Here is a 17,489-nt window from a genome sequence, read left to right on the forward strand (position 1 = left end):
TCAGCCCTTTTTGGTGATCGGTCGCTCCGGCACGTCCGGATTGCGTTCATCGCGGGTGATGTCGCGATACCACAGTTCGTGGTGCTTCTTCGCCCAGGCGCGGCTGACCCAGCCATGCAGCATCGCGTCCACCGAACCCTTGATCCACAGCCCGGCGTAGATGTGCACGATGATGCTGAGGATCAGCACAAACCCGGCCAGCGCATGCAGGAGCATGGCCCAGCGGATCACGGTGATGCCGAAGTAAGCACTGAAATACGCGCGCCAGATCACCAGCCCGGTGAACAGCAACCCGAGCATGCACAGCAGTAAAGTCCAGAACAGCATCTTCTGCCCGGCGTTGTACTTGCCCACCGGCGGCACGCTTTCCTCGTCGTTGACCAGCACCCGATCAATGCGGCGCATCCACTTCCAGTCGTTGTCGATAAAGAAGTTCGCGCGCCAGAAGCGGAACACCAGGCCGAGGAACAACACGAACATCAGCACGCCCATGAACGGGTGCAGAATCCGCGTCCACGGCCCGCCGCCGAACAGGTGGGTCAACCAGAACATCGACGGATGAAACAACGCCAGCCCGGACAGCCCGGCCATGAAGAACAGAATTGCCACCAGCCAGTGATTGGTGCGCTGGTTGGCGGTGTAACGCAGGATCGTCTTGTTGCTCATGGCCGGTCCTCCCCGCGTGGATCGAAGGTGTGCACCGCCGGATCGACAACGTGCACCGAAGTATCCGGTGGCGCCGGATGATCATCCTCCTCGGTGCGGTTCGGCCCGATACGCACATAGTGGAAGAACCCGGCCAGCACCGCCGCACCCATCGCCAGCAGGCCCAACGGTTTGCTGATGCCTTTCCACAAGCCCACCAGCGGGCTGATGGCCGGCGCCTCTGGCAACCCGGCGTAGATCTTCGGCGTGTCGGCGTGGTGCAACACATACATCACGTGAGTGCCGCCGACGCCTTCCGGGTCATACAGCCCGGCGTTGTCGAAGCCACGGCTTTTTAAATCGACGATGCGTTCGGCGGCGTGTTCCTTCATGTCTTCCTTGGTGCCGAAGACGATGGCGCCGGTAGGACAGGTTTTCACGCAGGCCGGCTCCAGCCCTACCGCGACGCGGTCGGAACACAAGGTGCATTTGTAGGCCTTGTGATCCTTCTGCGAGATGCGCGGAATGTTGAACGGGCAACCGGTGATGCAGTAACCGCAGCCGATGCAGTGATCCTGATCGAAATCGACGATGCCGTTGGCATGCTTGATGATCGCCCCGGGACTCGGACATGCCGCCAGGCAACCCGGCTCGGCGCAATGCATGCAGCCGTCCTTGCGGATCAGCCACTCCAGGTTGCCGGCGTCGGTTTCGTGTTCGGTGAAGCGCATCAAGGTCCAGGTTTCTGCGCTCAGGTCCTGCGGGTTGTCGTAGGTGCCGTGGTTGTGGCCGACCTCGTCGCGCAGCTCGTTCCATTCCGAGCAGGCGACCTGGCAGGCTTTGCAGCCAATGCATTTGGTGGTGTCGATCAGCTTGGCGACTTCCTGCTGATTCCTCACCGAGGGCGGCACCGTGGTGGTGGCCGAGCGGGCAATGATGTCTTGGCTGGCCATTTACAGTTTCTCCACGTTGACCAGGAATGACTTGGATTCCGGGGTCTGTGTGTTGCCATCGCCGAGGAACGGCACCAGGGTGTTCGTCAGGTAACCGTGACGCGTCTGGCCGGTGAATCCCCAGTGCAGCGGGATACCGATCTGATGCACCACCTGGCCGTTGACCTGCAGCGGCCGGATGCGTTTGGTCACCACCGCCACCGCCTCGATGAACCCGCGCTTGCAGCTGACCCGCACCCGATCTCCGGCGGCGATGCCCTTCTCCTTCGCCAGCACTTCGCCGATTTCGACGAACTGCTCAGGCTGGGCAATCGCATTCAACTTGCAATGCTTGCTCCAGAAGTGGAAGTGCTCGGTCAACCGGTAACTGGTACCGGCGTATGGGAAGTCCTTGGCTTCGCCGAGGCTTTCCCAGACCGAATCGAAGATCCGCGCCGCCGGGTTGCTGGTGGCTTTCTTGTTTTGCGGGTGCAGCGGGTTGATGCCGATCGGCGTTTCGAACGGCTCGTAGTGCTCGGGGAAAGGCCCTTCGTTCATCTTGTCGACGGCGAAGAACCGCGCCACGCCTTCGGGGTTCATGATGAACGGGTTCATCCCGGCTTCCGGCGGCACATCGGCCTTGTAGTCCGGCACATCGGTGCCGCCCCAGGCCTTGCCGTTCCACCATACGAGGCGCTTTTTCGGATCCCACGGTTTGCCGGCGACGTCCGCTGAAGCGCGGTTGTAGAGGATCCGCCGGTTGGCTGGCCACGCCCAGGCCCAGCCCTGATGCTGATGCATGCCATACGGATCGGCATTGTCACGCCGGGCCATCTGGTTACCGGCTTCGGTCCAGCTGCCGGCGAAGATCCAGCAACCGGACGCGGTGCTGCCGTCATCCTTGAGCAGGCCAAACCCGGCCAGTTGCGATCCGGCCTTGACCGCCACGCCGCTGGCATCGGTGAAGTCGGCCATGGCGCTGCCGTTGATCTCTTTGGCCAGCTCCTCCGGCGATGGCTCGTCGGGGATCTTGTACGGCCACGACAGGTTCAGCAGCGGATCGGGGAACTTGCCGCCCTCGGCCTGATAGCGCTTGCGCAGGCGGAGGAACAGTTCGCTCATGATGCGGATATCGGTCTGCGCTTCACCGGGGCCGTCGGCGCCTTTCCAGTGCCATTGCAGCCAGCGACTGCTGTTGACCAGCGAGCCGTCCTCCTCGGCAAAGCAAGTGGTCGGCAGACGAATCACTTCGGTCTGGATCTCGGCGCTTTTCACGTCGTTGTACGGCCCGACGTTTTGCCAGAACTCCGAAGTTTCGGTGGCCAGCGGATCCATCACTACCAGCCATTTGAGTTTGGCCAGCGCAGCCATCACCCGGTTCTTGTCCGGCAACGCAGCGATCGGGTTGAAGCCCTGGCACATGTAGCCGTTGACCTTGCCCTGGCTCATCAGGTCGAACATCTTCAGGACGTCGTAGTTCGGGATGTCCAGTTTCGGCAGGTAGTCGTAATTCCAGTTGTTCTCCAGCGTGGCGTTGGCGCCGTACCAGGACTTCATCAGGCTGACGTGGAATTTGCTGTAGTTCTGCCAGTAGGACAACTGCCCCGGACGCAACGGCATTTGCGTACGTTTTTTGATAAAGGCGTTGTAGTCCTGCTCGGCATCGCCACCCAGGGTCAGATAACCCGGCAGCGAGTTGGACAGCAACCCGAGGTCGGTCAGGCCCTGAATGTTCGAGTGCCCACGCAAGGCATTGACCCCGCCGCCCGGCATGCCGACGTTGCCCAGCAGCAGTTGCACCATCGCCGCACTGCGGATGATCTGTGCGCCGATCGAATGTTGCGTCCAGCCGAGTGCATAGAGGATGGTCATGGTTTTGCCCGGCGTGGAGCACGTGGCAATCTCATCCCAGATTTTCTGCATGGCATCGACCGGCATCCCACAGATCTGGCTCGCCAGCTCAATGTTGTAGCGGCTGTAATGCTGCTTCATCAATTGATAGACGCACTGCGGATCCTGCAGGGTCGGGTCGACCTTGACGAAACCATCCTCACCCAACTCGTAACCCCAGCCGGATTTGTCGGTGTAGCTGCGTTTGGCCGCGTCGTAGCCGCTGAAGATGCCGTCTTCAAAGCCATAGCCGGCTTTGACGATGAACGAGACGTCGGTGTAGTTGCGCACGTATTCGTGCTGGATCTTGTCCTGAGTCAGCAGGTAATTGATCAATCCGCCCATGAAGGCGATGTCGGTACCGGTGCGGATCGGCGCGTAATAGTCGGCCACCGAAGCGGTCCGGGTAAAACGCGGGTCGACCACGATCAGCCGGGCAGCGTTGTGCGCCTTGGCCTCGGTCACCCATTTGAAGCCGCACGGATGCGCTTCTGCTGCGTTGCCACCCATCACCAGGATCAGATTCGCGTTAGCGATATCGGTCCAGGTGTTGGTCATGGCTCCACGGCCGTACGTCGGGGCAAGACTTGCCACCGTCGGGCCGTGTCAGACACGCGCCTGGTTATCGAACCCCAGCATGCCGAGACTGCGAATCACCTTCTGGGTGATGTAACCGGCTTCGTTGGACGCTGCCGACGCGGCGAGGAACCCGGTGGTCAGCCAGCGATTCACCGTTTGCCCGGTGGAATTTTTCTCGATGAAGTTGGCGTCGCGGTCGGCCTTCATCAGGTCGGCGATGCGATCCAGTGCTTCATCCCAGCTGATCCGGGTCCATTCACTGCTGCCGGGCTTGCGCGTTTGCGGGTATTGCAGGCGGCCCGGGCTGTGAATGAAGTCCAGCAGGCCCGCGCCTTTTGGACACAGGGTGCCGCGGTTGACCGGGTGGTCGGCGTCGCCCTCGATGTGGATGATGTTTTGCGCGACGTTCTTCGCGGCATCGCCCTGGCTGTACATGATCAACCCGCAACCGACCGAGCAATATGGGCAGGTGTTGCGGGTTTCATGGGTGTGGGCAAGCTTGAAGTGACGCACCTGCTCGGCGAAGGCGGGCGTCGGGGCCATGCCCAACGCGCCCAGGCTAGAGCCTGCAAGGCCGATACCGGCGACCTTGAAGAATTGACGACGGCTGAGATCCATCGTGCACTCCTGATCAGGTGGAACCCGGTACTTGAGCCGGGCTTTTTCTGGACAAACACGGTTACGGCAGAATGCCTGCCGGCTTTTTCACTGTAGACAATGACCACACACTCTGTGTGAAAACCGACCGTCGGCGACAATCGGTCATGCCCTGGAAAACCTGTGGGAGCGAGCCTGCTCGCGAAGAGGCCCTGTCAGTTGAGACAAATATTGACTGACACACCGCCTTCGCGAGCAGGCTCGCTCCCACAGGTTTTGTGTATCGCCGAGTGTCATGGGTTTATCATGGCGCCCATGAACAACCCGCCTTCACGAGACCGCGCATGACTTTCGATTTTGATCAGCTATTCGACCGCCATAACACCGGCAGCACCAAGTGGAGCCGCTACCCGGCGGATGTGTTGCCGATGTGGGTCGCTGATATGGATTTCGCCGCGCCACCGGTGATCATCGAGGCGTTGCAGCAGCGTCTGTTGCACCCACTGGTGGGTTACAGCGTGGCGCAGGACAACCTGCGTGAAGCCATCGTCGCCGACCTGTGGAACAAGTTTGCCTGGAAGGTCAAACCGCAGGAGCTGATCTTCCTGCCGGGCGTTGAATCCGGTTTCAACATGGCTTTGAAAGCGCTGGTGCAGCCGCAGCAAAACGTCGTGGTGCAAGTGCCAAACTACCCGCCGCTGCGGCATGCGCCGGGGCATTGGGGGCTGAACAAGGTCGAGCTGGAATTCGTCGCCCAGGCCGATGGCACCTACGCCACCCCGCTGGAGACCCTGCGCGAATCGCTGAACGGCGGCGGCGCCCTGCTCTTGAGCAACCCGCACAACCCGATCGGCAAGGTGTTTGGCCGTGAGGAGCTGCAAGCCGTAGCGGATATCTGTGCGGCACAGGACGCCTGGATCATCTCCGACGAGATCCACGCCGAACTGTGCTTCGACGGCCGCGTGCATATTCCGACCGCGTCCCTCAGCCCGGAAATCGCCAAGCGCACCATCACCCTGATGTCGGCGAGCAAGGCCTACAACATCGCCGGCCTCAAGACTTCGTTCATGATCATCCAGGACGCCGCCCTGCGCGAGCGCGTCAACCACGCCCGTTGCGGCATGGTCGACAGCGTCAACCCGCTGGGCATGGAAGCCACCCGCGTCGCCTACAGCGAAGGCGCGCCGTGGCTGGCCGAACTGAAAACCTATCTGCAGGCCAACCGCGACTGGCTGGTGGATGCAGTGCGCAGCCGCTTGCCGGGCGTGACGATCAATGTGCCGCAGGGAACCTATCTGGCGTGGCTCGATTGCTCGGCGCTGGACCTGGACAATCCGCAGCAGTTCTTCCTTGAACAGGCCAGGGTCGGTCTGAGCGCCGGTCTGGATTTTGGCGATCAGCACCAACAGTTCGTGCGCCTGAACTTCGGCTGCCCGCGGTCGTTGCTCGAAGAGGGCATCAGCCGCATGGAGCGCGCCCTGACCCAGCGCAATACCTGAATCCACAGTAGATCCCCCTGTGGGAGCGAGCTTGCTCGCGAACGCGGTCTTTCATCCAACAAAGGGGGTGACTGATACACCGCATTCGCGAGCAGGCTCGCTCCCACATTGGTTTTTGCATTTCCAAGTCTGAAAGACCAGCGCAAATCCGATCGAACTCACGGCAAACCGTCCGGGTCAACCACCCATACCTGCCCTGAGAACCTCGGAGATCTGTGATGACCGACTATCCAAAACCACCCTTCCCCGCACAAGCCCAAGCCGTCCCCGGTGCGCAAAGCAAAATGCAGCCTTACCCCGACTGCGGCGAGCAAAGCTACGTCGGCTCCGGGCGGCTGGCCGGCAAGATTGCGCTGATTACCGGTGCCGACAGCGGTATCGGTCGCGCCGTGGCGATTGCCTTCGCCCGTGAAGGCGCTGACGTGGTCGTGGCTTATCTGAATGAACACGACGATGCCAAAGAGACCGCGCGCTGGGTCGAACAGGCAGGCCGCCAGTGCCTGTTGCTGTCCGGCGACCTCGCGCACAAGGCCCATTGTCAGGAACTGGTGGACAAGACGGTCGAACGCTTCGGGCGCATCGACATTCTGGTCAACAACGCTGCGTTCCAGATGACCCACGAAAACTTCGAAGAAATCCCCGACGAAGAATGGGTGATGACCTTCGACGTCAACATCACGGCGATTTTCCGGTTGTGCCAGGCAGCGATCAAACACATGCGCCCCGGCGCGTCGATCATCAACACCAGCTCGGTCAACTCGGACATGCCCAAACCGACCCTGCTGGCCTACGCCACCACCAAGGGCGCGATCGCCAACTTCACCGGCGGTCTGGCGCAGATCCTCGGGCCGAAAGAAATCCGCGTGAACTGCGTGGCCCCCGGACCAATTTGGACGCCGCTGATCGTCTCGACTATGCCCGATGAAGAAGTGCAGAACTTCGGCAGCGAAACCCCGCTCGGTCGCCCCGGGCAACCGGTGGAAGTGGCGCCAATCTATGTGCTGCTCGCCTCCGATGAAGCCAGTTACATCACCGGTCAGCGCTATGGCGTGACCGGCGGCAAGCCGATGCTCTGAGCGGCGCGAGAAAAACTGAACCTGGCGGCATGACGTCCCTCCATACCTTTAAGAGCCCCAACCGGTCCGCAGGATCAGGAGGTCGTCATGTCCGCCCCGCTCATCAAACTCTTCACCCAGCCCAACTTCGCCTGGACCGACATCCGCCGCGAGGAAGAGGCCCATCCCCGTCACTACCTGGCGCATCTGTTGCTATTGGCGCTGATTCCCGCCGTGTGTCTGTTCCTCGGTACCACTTATGTCGGCTGGAGTCTGGCAGCCGGCGAGACCGTACGCTTGAGCACGGCCAGTGCACTGCAACTGAGCATTCTGCTGTATGTGGCGATTGTCGCCGGGGTCGCGATCATCGGCGGGTTCATCCGCTGGATGTCACGTACGTTCGACGCGCGCCCCACGCTTAACCAGTGCATCGGCTTTGCCGCCTATACCGTGACGCCGTTTTTCGTCGCCGGCATCGCCGGGCTCTATCCAAGTCGCTGGCTGGCTATTCTGGTGCTGGGTGCCGCTTCGGTGTATTCGACGTTCCTGCTGTTCGTCGGCCTGCCGACGTTCATGCATGAACGCAAGGAACAGGGCCTGCTGTATTCGGCTTGCGTCTGGGGCGTCGGCCTGCTGGTGATGGTGACCATTCTGGTGTCGATGATTCTGCTGTGGTTCAACGTGCTCGCGCCCGAGTACCTGCGAACTACCGTTGGTTAACCCGGTGCCAACGCTGTCGTCGATGGACGGCCGAACATGAGCTTTGTCATCTGGGTCGCGGTGCTTGGCGCGGTGTTGCTGACCCTCGCGCTGACCTCGTCGTACCTGCGCTGGATGCCGGTCACCACTTCGGCGGTGTGCCTGCTGCTGGGGATCGGCATCGGCCCCAGCGGTCTGGATTTGCTGAAACTGTCACTGGAAAACGCTTCCGTATGGATGGAGCACCTCACGGAAGTGGCGGTGCTGTTTTCGCTGTTTGTCTGCGGGCTGAAGTTGCGTCTGCCGCTGCGCGACAAGCGTTGGCGGATTGCGTTCGGGCTGGCGGGCCCGGTGATGGTCGTGACCATCGCCGGGGTCAGCGTATTGCTGCACTGGGGCCTGCAACTGTCGTGGGGACCGTCGCTCCTGATCGGGGCGATGCTGGCACCGACCGACCCGGTGCTGGCCGCTCTGGTGCAGGTCAACGACGCACGGGATGTCGACAGCGTACGCTTCGGTCTGTCCGGTGAAGCCGGGCTTAACGACGGCATCGCCTTCCCGTTCGTGATTCTCGGCTTGCTGCTGTTGCAGGCCGACGCGCAACCCGGCGCCTTGATCGATTGGGTGCTGCACGGTTTGCTCTGGGCGGTGCCGGTCGGTTTGCTCACCGGTTACTGGATGGGGCGCGGCATCGGTCGGTTGACGCTGTCGTTGCGCATCCGCAACGACGACAGCACCCTGAGCCCGAATGATTATCTGGCGCTGTCGCTGATTGCTCTGGCTTATGTCGGCGCAGATGCGATTGGCGGTTATGGTTTTCTGTCGGTATTCGCCGCCGGCCTCGGCTTGCGTCAGGAAGAAGTCAAATCCACCGGCGCCAGTCAGCCGCCCGCCGAACATCTGGTGCAACCGGTGGTGGGCCATCAGAACATCGAACCGCAGCACGCAGTGCACGGTGATACCGAACGACTGGAAAGCAGTCAGGTCGCCGCCGGCATCATGATGGGCGACATGCTCTCATTCGGCAGTCTGGTGGAACGGGCCATGGAAGTGTTTCTGGTGACCCTGCTCGGTGTGGTACTGGTGCCGCATTGGGACTGGCGGGCGTTGGTCATTGGCGCGGTGCTGTTCTGCGTGGTGCGTCCGGTCTGCGTTGCGCTGATGCCATGGGGCAGTTTGCTCGACGGTGGTCAGCGGCTGTTGATCGGCTGGTTCGGCATTCGCGGGATCGGCAGCCTGTTCTATCTGTTTTACGCCTTGAACCATGGCCTGAGTCCCTCGGTCGCGGCGTTGTGCACCAACATCACCCTGTCCGTAGTGGCATTGAGCATTTTGCTGCATGGCATCAGTACGCAGCCGTTGCTGGCGCGCTACGAACAACGGCAAAAACGAAAAAACTGATTTTTCCGGCGGCAATATCACGGGAAATACATCGAAGTTTTTTCTGAAAATAAATGGATCCCTCGGCCAAAACCGACAGTCACAACCATAACCCCTCGCTGGATGCACTCGGCGAGGTCCGGCAGGTTCGGTTCCCCTGCGGCTTGCAGCCCATGAAGAGGAATCTTTGGATAACAAGGTCACGGTCATGAAAGAATGCTCGACTCCGGCACAAATCAAGGCTTGCAGGGCTTTGGCCCTGGAACGCAATCGTCAACTGTTCGAAGATGCCCACGCCCTCAACCGAGCGGCTTACGAGCTGCTGGAAGCGGACAATCTGGACCTCGAACAGTTTGAGCACTATCGAGCAATGCGCCGCAAAGCCGATGGGAAGTTCGAAGAAGCCATCGATCACTTGTGCGTCCTCAACGAAGACTTCCCGCCGATTCCAATGTCACCGCATCACTCGCAGGAATTGCGTCGACAGCTTGAAACCGTCGAATAAAGCGCACAAGAAAAAGCCCGGCAGCGATGTCCGGGCTTTTTCTTTGGGCGGCGTTCAGCCCCCGGGGTTGGTCACCTGAATGAACACTGCATAAGCCCCGAGCAGGATCCAGAACGTGGCGAAGATCCAGGGCGTGCGCACCGAAAACAACAGCGACTTGCGATAGCCCTTGTGGCTCGACTCCATTTCACTGAACAGCGGCGACTCGTCGTAAGCCATGCCCATGATCGGCTCGCTGCGCAACAACTCGCTCTGCTTGTAGTGCCAGTGATCGATGATGTCGTACGCCGCACGAATCCCCGGCCAGGCGTTGAGCGAGCTGAGCAGCCCGAGCAGTGCCAGAAACGGCGGCACCACCAGCGTGAACAGCTTGCCCCACTCGGGGTTGAGGTTGGCCATGCACGATGCGAAGGCAATCACCAGAAACGACTGCGCCGCCAGATAGGCATCGGTGCGATTGGCGAGGATGCTGGTTTCGTACTGGATTTCCTTGCGATAGAAATCCAGCCGTTCCTTGGGTGAGCCGAACATCTTGGCGTCATGTTCGGTCAAGTGTTCTTCAGCGGTGGGCTGGGTCAGTATGCGAGGCAAGGGACGCGCGCTCCGGGGCAGGGAAACCTTTTAGAAGGCCCTCGCCACGGACAAGTTCAGGCGGATTCACTTCATCGACTGCGCGATGATTTCCACCAGGTTGAGCTGGGTGAATGGCTTGGGCAAACGCGGCAATTGCGCGGCAAAGCCTTCCAGGCGTTCAGCGTAACCGGTGGCCAGAATGATCGGCAGATCCGGCTTGAGCAGGCGCACCGCATGCGCCAGTTGCGCGCCGCTCATCTGCGGCATGGCCATGTCGGTGATCATCAGATCGATGACTTCGCCCTGCTCGAACAACGCCAGCGCCCTGGCACCGGATGTGGCGTTGATCACGCGATGGCCAAGGTCTTCGAGCAGCAGCGTGGTGCTGGTCATCACCAGCGAATCGTCGTCCACCACCAGCACGCTGAGGCGCGGCACCAACACCGGTTTGACCGCCGGGTAGAGGTTTTTTGCCGTCTCCCCTGCCAGCGCCACCGGTATCCACATTTCAGCGCGGGTGCCATGGCCTTTTTCGCTCTTGAGAATGAAACGGCCACCCAGTTGCTCGATAAAGCCATGCACCATCGACAAGCCCAGCCCGGTGCCCTTGCCCACGCCCTTGGTGGTGAAAAACGGATCCCTGGCCGAACCCAGCGTGGCTTCGTCCATGCCCTCGCCCGTGTCGATCACGCTCAGGCACACATAGTGCCCGGCCGCCATTGACGAATGGCTTTGCTCAAGCACGACTTCCGGCTGCGCGGTAATGCACAGGCTGCCACCGTCGACCATGGCGTCGCGTGCGTTGGTCGCCAGATTGAGCAACGCCAGTTCCAGTTGGTTGCTGTCGGCCAGCACCGGTTGCAGATCCTCGGGAAAGCGTGTCTCGATGCGAATCCCCGGGCCTATCGAGCTGCGCAACAGTCCGGTGATGCCTTGCACCAGTTGCGGAATATCGACCGGCTCGGTCTTGAGTTCCTGACGGCGGGCGAAGGCCAGCATGCGTTGGGTCAGCGATACTCCACGCAACGCACCCTGCGTGGCGTTTTCCAGCAGACGGCTGTTTTTCGGATCGTCACCGATGCGCTTTTGCAGAATCTCCAGATTGCCCAGAATCACCGTCAGCAAATTGTTGAAGTCATGGGCGATGCCGCCGCTGAGCTGACCGATGGCCTGCATCTTCTGCGCCTGAAACAGCGCTTCGCGGGTCTTTTCCAGCGCCACTTGCGACTCATGGGCTTCGGTGACATCGCGGGTGATCTTGGCAAACCCGAGCAGCGTGCCGGTTTCGCCGCGAATGGCATCGACCACCACGTGGGCCAGAAACCGCGTGCCATCCTTGCGCATGCGCCAGCTCTTGTTCTCGAAACGGCCCTCGCGGGTGGCAATCTCCAGCGCCCGTTGCGGTTCGCCGGCCACGCGGTCTTCCGGGGTGTAGAAAATCGAAAAATGCTGGCCGATGATTTCTTCCGGCTGGTACCCCTTGATCCGCTGGGCGCCCTGATTCCAGTTGCTCACACGACCTTCGGGGCTGAGCATGTAGATCGCATAATCGGTGACACCCTGCACCAGCAGGCGAAACTGCTGTTCGCTTTGCTTGAGGGTTTCCTCAGCCATCTTGCGGTCGGTCAGGTCACGGGTGATCTTGGCGTAGCCGAGCAGTTTGCCGTTGGGATCAATGATCGGATCGATGACCACATGGCACCAGAAGCTGGTGCCATCCTTGCGCACCCGCCAGCCTTCGCCTTCGAACCGTCCTTCGTGCAGCGCTGTGTCGAGCGCGCGTTGCGGCAGACCCGCCGCACGATCATCGGCGGTATAGAAGCGCGAGAAATGCTCGCCGAGAATTTCCGCCTCTTCGTAGCCCTTGAAGCGTTTGGCGCCGGAGTTCCAACTGGTGATGATGCCGTCCGGGTCGATCATATAAATCGCATAATCGACCACCGCATCGATCAGCAGACGAAAACGCATCTCCTCGATCGCGGCAGTTTTGCTCGGGTTGTCACTCATCAGGTTCACCGCTGGTTTTCATTAGCGCAAGTATGCGGCAATCCGGCGCCATGGGAAGGTGCAAACGCGCTTCTATTCACGGCGTGATCAATGGGTTGATTGAGGACGAGTCGGTGCCGAGCGACCACCAGCGTGGCAGCAGTTGCTGAATGCGCGGTTCGGCGAAGCGATCATCGATCAGCATCACCACGCCACGATCTTCACGGGTGCGGATCACCCGCCCGGCGGCCTGCACCACTTTCTGCACGCCCGGATACAGGTAGGTGTAATCGTAGCCGGCACCGAAAATCGCTGCCATGCGCCGTTTCAACTGTTCATTGACCGGGTTGAGCTGGGCCAGCCCCAGGGTGGCGATGAACGCGCCGATCAGCCGTGCTCCGGGCAGGTCGATACCCTCGCCAAACGCACCGCCCAACACGGCGAAGCCAATGCCCTGACTGTCGGCGGTGAACTGATCGAGAAATGCCTGCCGCCGTCCTTCGGCCATGCCCCGGGACTGCTGCCACAGGTTGATCTGCGGATGGCGTTCGGCGAGCAGCGTCAGCACTTGTTGCAGGTAATCGAAGCTGCTGAAGAACGCCAGGTAATTGCCCGGGCGCTCGCTGAACTGGCGGGCGATCAGCTCGACGATCGGCTCCAGCGACGCCTGCCGATGATTGAAGCGCGTGGAAATGCGGCTGACGATCTGCACCTGCAACTGTTCGGCGCTGAAGGGTGATTCGACGTCTATGCATACCGTGTCGGCGGGCGTGCCGAGCAGGTCGGCGTAATAGCGCCGCGGGCTTAGCGTCGCCGAGAACAACACGCTGCTGCGCGCCGCTTTCAGCCGGGGGCCGATGAACGCCGCCGGCACCACGTTGCGCAGGCACAACTGCGACAGCGGCCGCTTGCGCTCAAGGTCGCGCTTGCTGATGTCGAACAGGTAATGCTCGTCGAACAGCTCCGCCACCCGGCCGAACTGCAGCATGTCGAAGTAGAAGGTTTGCAGCGCGCTGTCGAGTCCCTGCGGATGATCATTGAGGTAGTCGCCAATGGCCGCGCTGCACAGGGACACGGCTTGCAGCAGTTTTTCCGGGGCCTTGTCGTAGGCCTGATACGGCGCCAGTTGCGGCTGATGCAGCGCGTTCCACTCGCGGTTGACCCGTTGCAGGGATTTTTTCAGCACCTCGGGGGCCGTCTTGCGCACACTGGCCAGCGCGGCCTGATCGAGACTGGCGCTGTACATCGAGCGCCCACGTTCGACCAGGTTGTGCGCTTCATCCGCCAGCACCGCAACCTTCCACTGATTGAGCTGGGCCAGACCGAACAGCAGCGCACTGAAATCGAAGTAATAGTTGTAGTCCGCCACCACCACGTCGGCCCAGCGGGCCATCTCCTGGCTCAGGTAATACGGGCAAACCGTGTGCTGACGGGCCACTTCGCGCATCGCCGCCTGATCCAGCAGATTGATCCGGCTGGCCGCTTGCCGGGCGGCGGGCAGCCGATCATAAAAGCCATGAGCCAACGGGCAGGATTCGCCGTGACAGGCTTTGTCCAAGTGTTCGCAAGCCTTGTCGCGGGCGACCATCTCCAGCACCCGCAGCGGCAAGTGTTGCGATTGATCGAATAGCACCTGACTGGCATCCAGCGCCAGTTTGCGCCCCGGGGTCTTGGCGGTCAGAAAGAACACCTTGTCCAGTTGCTGCGGCGCCAGTGCCTTGAGCATGGGGAACAGCGTGCCGAGGGTTTTGCCGATGCCGGTGGGCGCCTGGGCCATCAGGCAGCGGCCGGTGCTGACCGCTTTGAACACCGATTCAGCCAGATGCCGCTGGCCGGGGCGAAAGTCGGCGTGGGGAAAGCCCAATTGCTGCGCCGCCAGATTGCGCGCCTCGCGATGGGCCATTTCCTGCTCGGCCCAGTTCAGGAACAACCGGCATTGTTGTTCGAAAAATTCCTGCAAGACCGGCGCATTGAAGGCCTCGACCAGACAGGTTTCCTTTTCGCTGACGATGTCGAAATACACCAGCGCCAGATTGATCTGCGCAAGCTCCAGCTTGCGACACATCAGCCAGCCGTAGATCTTCGCCTGCGCCCAATGCAACTGCCGATGGTTGGCCGGTTGCTTGCTCAGGTCACCGCGATAGGTTTTGACTTCTTCCAGACAGTTCTGCGCCGGGTCATAGCCGTCCGCCCTGCCCCTGACCTTCAACTGCAAAAACTCGCCTTCCAGTGCCACTTCGCTTTGGTATTTGTCGTTGCGCCGCGAGGCCACGGTGCGGTGCCCGAGCATGCCTTCGAGGGCTGTCGGCGAAGGGGTAAAACGCAGGTCGAGGTCGCCGGTCTTGGCGGTGAACTCGCATAGGGCACGGACGGCAATGCTGTAGCTCAAGCGCTCTGCTCCGCCCATTGCACGTAGCACACGGCGACCGGCATCTGGTGTTGGTGGCAAAATTCCAGCCAGCGCAGTTGGTTGTCCTGCAAGCGGTCACCGGGGCCTTTGACTTCGATCATCCGGTAGGTCTTGTGCTGCGGCCAGAACTGGATCAGATCCGGCATGCCGGCGCGATTGGCCTTGATGTCGAGCAGCAGGCGATTGAACCAGTGCTTGAGGTGTTCCGCCGGCAAACACGCCAGCGCCTGCTCCAGCAGTTGCTCATTCAACGCGCCCCAGAACACGAACGGCGACTGCACGCCCCATTTGGCGGCGAAGCGCTCACGAATGGTCGCCGCATAACGGCCGTCGTCGAGTTGGTCGAGACAGGCCTGGAACAGTTCGGCGCGGCGTTGCTGAAAGTCTTCGTTGAGCAGATCCACCGGCCCGCGCTGGAACGGATGAAAGAACGCCCCCGGCAGCGGCGCAAAAATCGCCGGCCAGCACAACAGGCCGAACAGCGAGTTGATCAGGCTGTTCTCGACGTAGTGCACCGGGCCGCTGTCTTCGTGCAAATGCGCCTGCACATAGAACTCCACCGACAATCCCGGATCAGTGCGCGGCAGTTGCAGATCAAGGCGCTCGACCGGGCGTGGCGTTGCCCGTTTGAGCGGTGGCCCGCCGAGTTTGCGCCGCAGCCGTGGCAGCATCCGTTGCAGGCTCTGCTGTTCGGCGGCGCTTTCCGGCGCCTGTTCGGCGAGGCTGGCGAGCTCCAGCGCCAGTGCGTATTCGCCGCAGCGCTCCAGCACGCGGATCATTCGCTGACGGGCGCCGGGGTAGGCACAGTTGCGGTAAATACTCAGGGCCAAGGCAAACTCGGCGATGCGCTCGCAATACTGGCCGATCTGGAACAGCACCTTGCCGCGCCGCCGCTGCAGCCACGGGTTGTCGAACTGCAACGCGCGGACCTGCTCGACAATGGGCTCCAACGGTTCACCGGCTTCGAAACGCAGTTGGCACTGATGCAGGAACAGACAGGCGTCAACGTCTTCACGGCTGCGCAGGCCACGGGAGTCGGCGCAGAACTCGACTTTTTCGTAGGTAAAGATCCCGAGGTCGGCGAGGACGAATTCCGACCAGTCCTGATACAGGTTGCCGAAGAACATCAGACGCAGGCGGTCGCAGAGGTCCATGATGGTCAGGCTGAGCAAGCGGTCGCCGAGCGTCGGTGCCCAACCAGAGAGGCTGCGCGACTCGCTGAATTGCTCGGCGAGCACCGGCAGCCAGTCGTCCTTGCGGCCCTTGGGTTGCTCGATAAAGCTGCCGAACGCCTGCAGCAGTTCAGCCTTGAGCAACACGTCGAACACTTCGGCCACGCTCAACAGAGCCTGATCGTCGAGCCAGCCGTGACGCAACAACGGCTGCGCGGCGTTGCTGATGTCCCCGATTTCCGGGTAGTTGAGTTTGCCGAAGCGGAAATGCACGCCCTTGCGCATTATCATGCGCACCAGCAAACCCTGCGAAGCGCGTGGCAAGGCCTTGAAGTCGCGAATAAAGCCGTGCTCGGATTCGCTCATCACATCGGCATAGCGAAGCTCAAGCCAATCAAGCACTTGCCGGAAGTTGTTGAGGTAATAGAACGGATCGTCGAGCGGGTTGGCAGTCACGGGAATTCAGGGCCATGGCGAGCGAATACTGGTTATGCGTACAGATACCAGCTCTGCCCTGTCTCCTGCAAACGGAAAAAGATCAGTGGCAGCGGCAATCGGGATTTTTTCAGGGTGCCATCGAACTTTTCCCGGTTCGATCGCACCAACCGCGTTAGAGACCGAAGTCGGTCAATTGATATGGAATGAGGTATTTGAGGTGGGTATGAACATCAAGACTCTGGGTCTTCCCCTGGCGGTAGCAGCCTTCCTGGCATTGGGCGGCTGCTCGACACCAACCGTGGTGACCTTGCAGAACGGTACTCAGTATTTGACCAAGGACATGCCGAAAACCAAGAACAAGGACGGGTTCTATGAATTCGAGGATATTTCCGGGACCAAGGTGAAAGTCCGCTCCGATGAGGTCGCGACCGTACGCAAGGAAGACTGACACCCCGTTTTACCTGTAGGAGCTGCCGCAGGCTGCGATCTTTTGATTTTGATTTTAAAAACAAGATCAAAAGATCGCAGCCTGCGGCAGCTCCTACAGGGGAAGTGTTACCGCCTGGGTTATTCGAAAGCAGGCAAACCCATAATGCTGTGATCACAGCTGAAATACTGCTCACCGCGCCGCGCCAGCTCGGCTTGCAGACGCCGGCAGCGCTCCAGATCCTGTTGGGTCATGCGGTCGATGCTCAGGTTACCGGTGGCTTGTGCCTGTTTGTCATCACCGCGCCGAAACGTCACGAAGGGCTGTTCGGGCTGAATCTGAAACAGGCTTTTCTCTTCGACCGGCTCGGCTGCTTCGGTCTTCGCCGGTTTCGGCAATTGGTCACTGCTGATGCCGTAGCGGCTCAGAATCGAGGTTTGAGGCAGATCGGCCCAGGCATTGGCCGATAACAGCGCCAGTCCGACAATCCCGACATACCCCTTGAACCTTTTCACGTGTGCATCTCCTGTACTCAATGGCGGCTGGCTATAGAACGTGTGTGCACGTGCTGGCTTTAGGCCGCTTCTGCTGTTTGCAGAGCTTTTGAGTCAGGGTGTGGCTGTTGAGTCACTTTTGATACCGAGCTGAATCCTTCGCGAGCAGGCTCGCTCCCACACTGGACCTGTGTCGATCACATAGCCC

General features: G+C 60.8%; 14 protein-coding genes. 6 read left to right on the top strand and 8 right to left on the bottom strand.

Translation table 11 applies throughout. The features are described from left to right. The 3 genes from ACOYXG_RS13560 to fdnG are packed head-to-tail and all read right to left on the bottom strand — an operon-like array spanning position 1 to position 4,664. Positions 1-666, bottom strand: coding sequence for a formate dehydrogenase subunit gamma (locus tag ACOYXG_RS13560; RefSeq protein WP_047597242.1), 666 nt, complete (start codon positions 664-666; stop codon positions 1-3). After that, positions 663-1,598, bottom strand: coding sequence for a formate dehydrogenase subunit beta (gene fdxH / locus ACOYXG_RS13565; RefSeq protein WP_460352234.1), 936 nt, complete (start codon positions 1,596-1,598; stop codon positions 663-665). Before fdxH ends, ACOYXG_RS13560 begins: the two co-directional genes overlap by 4 nt. Beyond that, positions 1,599-4,664, bottom strand: a complete 3,066-nt coding sequence (gene fdnG, locus ACOYXG_RS13570) for a formate dehydrogenase-N subunit alpha (RefSeq protein WP_460352236.1) — start codon at positions 4,662-4,664, stop codon at positions 1,599-1,601. Positions 4,665-4,987: 323 nt separating this feature from the next. Between fdnG and ACOYXG_RS13575 the strand changes: the two genes are divergently transcribed. The 5 genes from ACOYXG_RS13575 (at position 4,988) to ACOYXG_RS13595 (ending at position 9,781) form a co-directional block, all read left to right on the top strand. Then, positions 4,988-6,142: a MalY/PatB family protein gene (locus ACOYXG_RS13575; protein ID WP_460352238.1), complete on the top strand. Its 1,155-nt coding sequence runs from the start codon at positions 4,988-4,990 to the stop codon at positions 6,140-6,142. Between the two features lie 218 nt (positions 6,143-6,360). Continuing rightward, positions 6,361-7,218: a glucose 1-dehydrogenase gene (locus tag ACOYXG_RS13580; RefSeq protein ID WP_460352240.1), complete on the top strand. Its 858-nt coding sequence runs from the start codon at positions 6,361-6,363 to the stop codon at positions 7,216-7,218. 87 nt (positions 7,219-7,305) lie between these two features. Next, positions 7,306-7,917, top strand: a complete 612-nt coding sequence (locus ACOYXG_RS13585; protein ID WP_027612797.1) for a Yip1 family protein — start codon at positions 7,306-7,308, stop codon at positions 7,915-7,917. Positions 7,918-7,953: 36 nt separating this feature from the next. Then, positions 7,954-9,297 (top strand): cation:proton antiporter, encoded by a 1,344-nt coding sequence (locus ACOYXG_RS13590; protein ID WP_460352242.1) that lies wholly within the window; start codon positions 7,954-7,956, stop codon positions 9,295-9,297. Between the two features lie 187 nt (positions 9,298-9,484). Continuing rightward, positions 9,485-9,781, top strand: a complete 297-nt coding sequence (locus tag ACOYXG_RS13595) for a hypothetical protein (RefSeq protein WP_027612795.1) — start codon at positions 9,485-9,487, stop codon at positions 9,779-9,781. Between the two features lie 54 nt (positions 9,782-9,835). Here the strand turns inward: ACOYXG_RS13595 and ACOYXG_RS13600 are convergent, their stop codons facing one another. The 4 genes from ACOYXG_RS13600 to ACOYXG_RS13615 all read right to left on the bottom strand — a co-directional run bounded on the left by ACOYXG_RS13600 (position 9,836) and on the right by ACOYXG_RS13615 (position 16,378). After that, the gene (locus ACOYXG_RS13600) at positions 9,836-10,372 is read right to left on the bottom strand and encodes a hypothetical protein (RefSeq protein ID WP_003224989.1); all 537 of its coding nucleotides are present in this window, start codon (positions 10,370-10,372) and stop codon (positions 9,836-9,838) included. 66 nt (positions 10,373-10,438) lie between these two features. After that, complete coding sequence (locus tag ACOYXG_RS13605; protein WP_097087494.1) at positions 10,439-12,361, bottom strand: hybrid sensor histidine kinase/response regulator; 1,923 nt, start codon at positions 12,359-12,361, stop codon at positions 10,439-10,441. A 76-nt stretch (positions 12,362-12,437) separates the two neighbouring features. After that, complete coding sequence (locus ACOYXG_RS13610; protein WP_460352245.1) at positions 12,438-14,729, bottom strand: ATP-dependent DNA helicase; 2,292 nt, start codon at positions 14,727-14,729, stop codon at positions 12,438-12,440. Further along, positions 14,726-16,378 (bottom strand): VRR-NUC domain-containing protein, encoded by a 1,653-nt coding sequence (locus tag ACOYXG_RS13615; RefSeq protein ID WP_460352247.1) that lies wholly within the window; start codon positions 16,376-16,378, stop codon positions 14,726-14,728. Before ACOYXG_RS13615 ends, ACOYXG_RS13610 begins: the two co-directional genes overlap by 4 nt. Before the next feature lie 205 nt (positions 16,379-16,583). Between ACOYXG_RS13615 and ACOYXG_RS13620 the strand changes: the two genes are divergently transcribed. Next, entirely contained in the window at positions 16,584-16,808 is a 225-nt protein-coding gene (locus ACOYXG_RS13620) for a YgdI/YgdR family lipoprotein (protein ID WP_041064149.1), read from the top strand. 119 nt (positions 16,809-16,927) lie between these two features. Here the strand turns inward: ACOYXG_RS13620 and ACOYXG_RS13625 are convergent, their stop codons facing one another. Beyond that, a complete protein-coding gene (locus tag ACOYXG_RS13625) occupies positions 16,928-17,302 on the bottom strand; it encodes a hypothetical protein (RefSeq protein WP_097087458.1) in 375 nt (124 codons plus the stop codon). Between the last annotated feature and the right edge of the window lie 187 nt (positions 17,303-17,489).

It is taken from the genome of Pseudomonas sp. G3-39, assembly GCF_054790485.1.

Bases quoted from the DNA above. Each gene is read 5' to 3' on its own strand.
- ACOYXG_RS13590 (WP_460352242.1), top strand. From the start codon at position 7,954: ATGAGCTTTGTCATCTGGGTCGCGGTGCTTGGCGCGGTGTTGCTGACC.
- fdxH (WP_460352234.1), bottom strand. From the start codon at position 1,598: ATGGCCAGCCAAGACATCATTGCCCGCTCGGCCACCACCACGGTGCCG.
- ACOYXG_RS13580 (WP_460352240.1), top strand. From the start codon at position 6,361: ATGACCGACTATCCAAAACCACCCTTCCCCGCACAAGCCCAAGCCGTC.
- ACOYXG_RS13595 (WP_027612795.1), top strand. From the start codon at position 9,485: ATGAAAGAATGCTCGACTCCGGCACAAATCAAGGCTTGCAGGGCTTTG.
- ACOYXG_RS13605 (WP_097087494.1), bottom strand. From the start codon at position 12,361: ATGAGTGACAACCCGAGCAAAACTGCCGCGATCGAGGAGATGCGTTTT.
- ACOYXG_RS13585 (WP_027612797.1), top strand. From the start codon at position 7,306: ATGTCCGCCCCGCTCATCAAACTCTTCACCCAGCCCAACTTCGCCTGG.
- ACOYXG_RS13575 (WP_460352238.1), top strand. From the start codon at position 4,988: ATGACTTTCGATTTTGATCAGCTATTCGACCGCCATAACACCGGCAGC.
- ACOYXG_RS13560 (WP_047597242.1), bottom strand. From the start codon at position 666: ATGAGCAACAAGACGATCCTGCGTTACACCGCCAACCAGCGCACCAAT.
- ACOYXG_RS13620 (WP_041064149.1), top strand. From the start codon at position 16,584: ATGAACATCAAGACTCTGGGTCTTCCCCTGGCGGTAGCAGCCTTCCTG.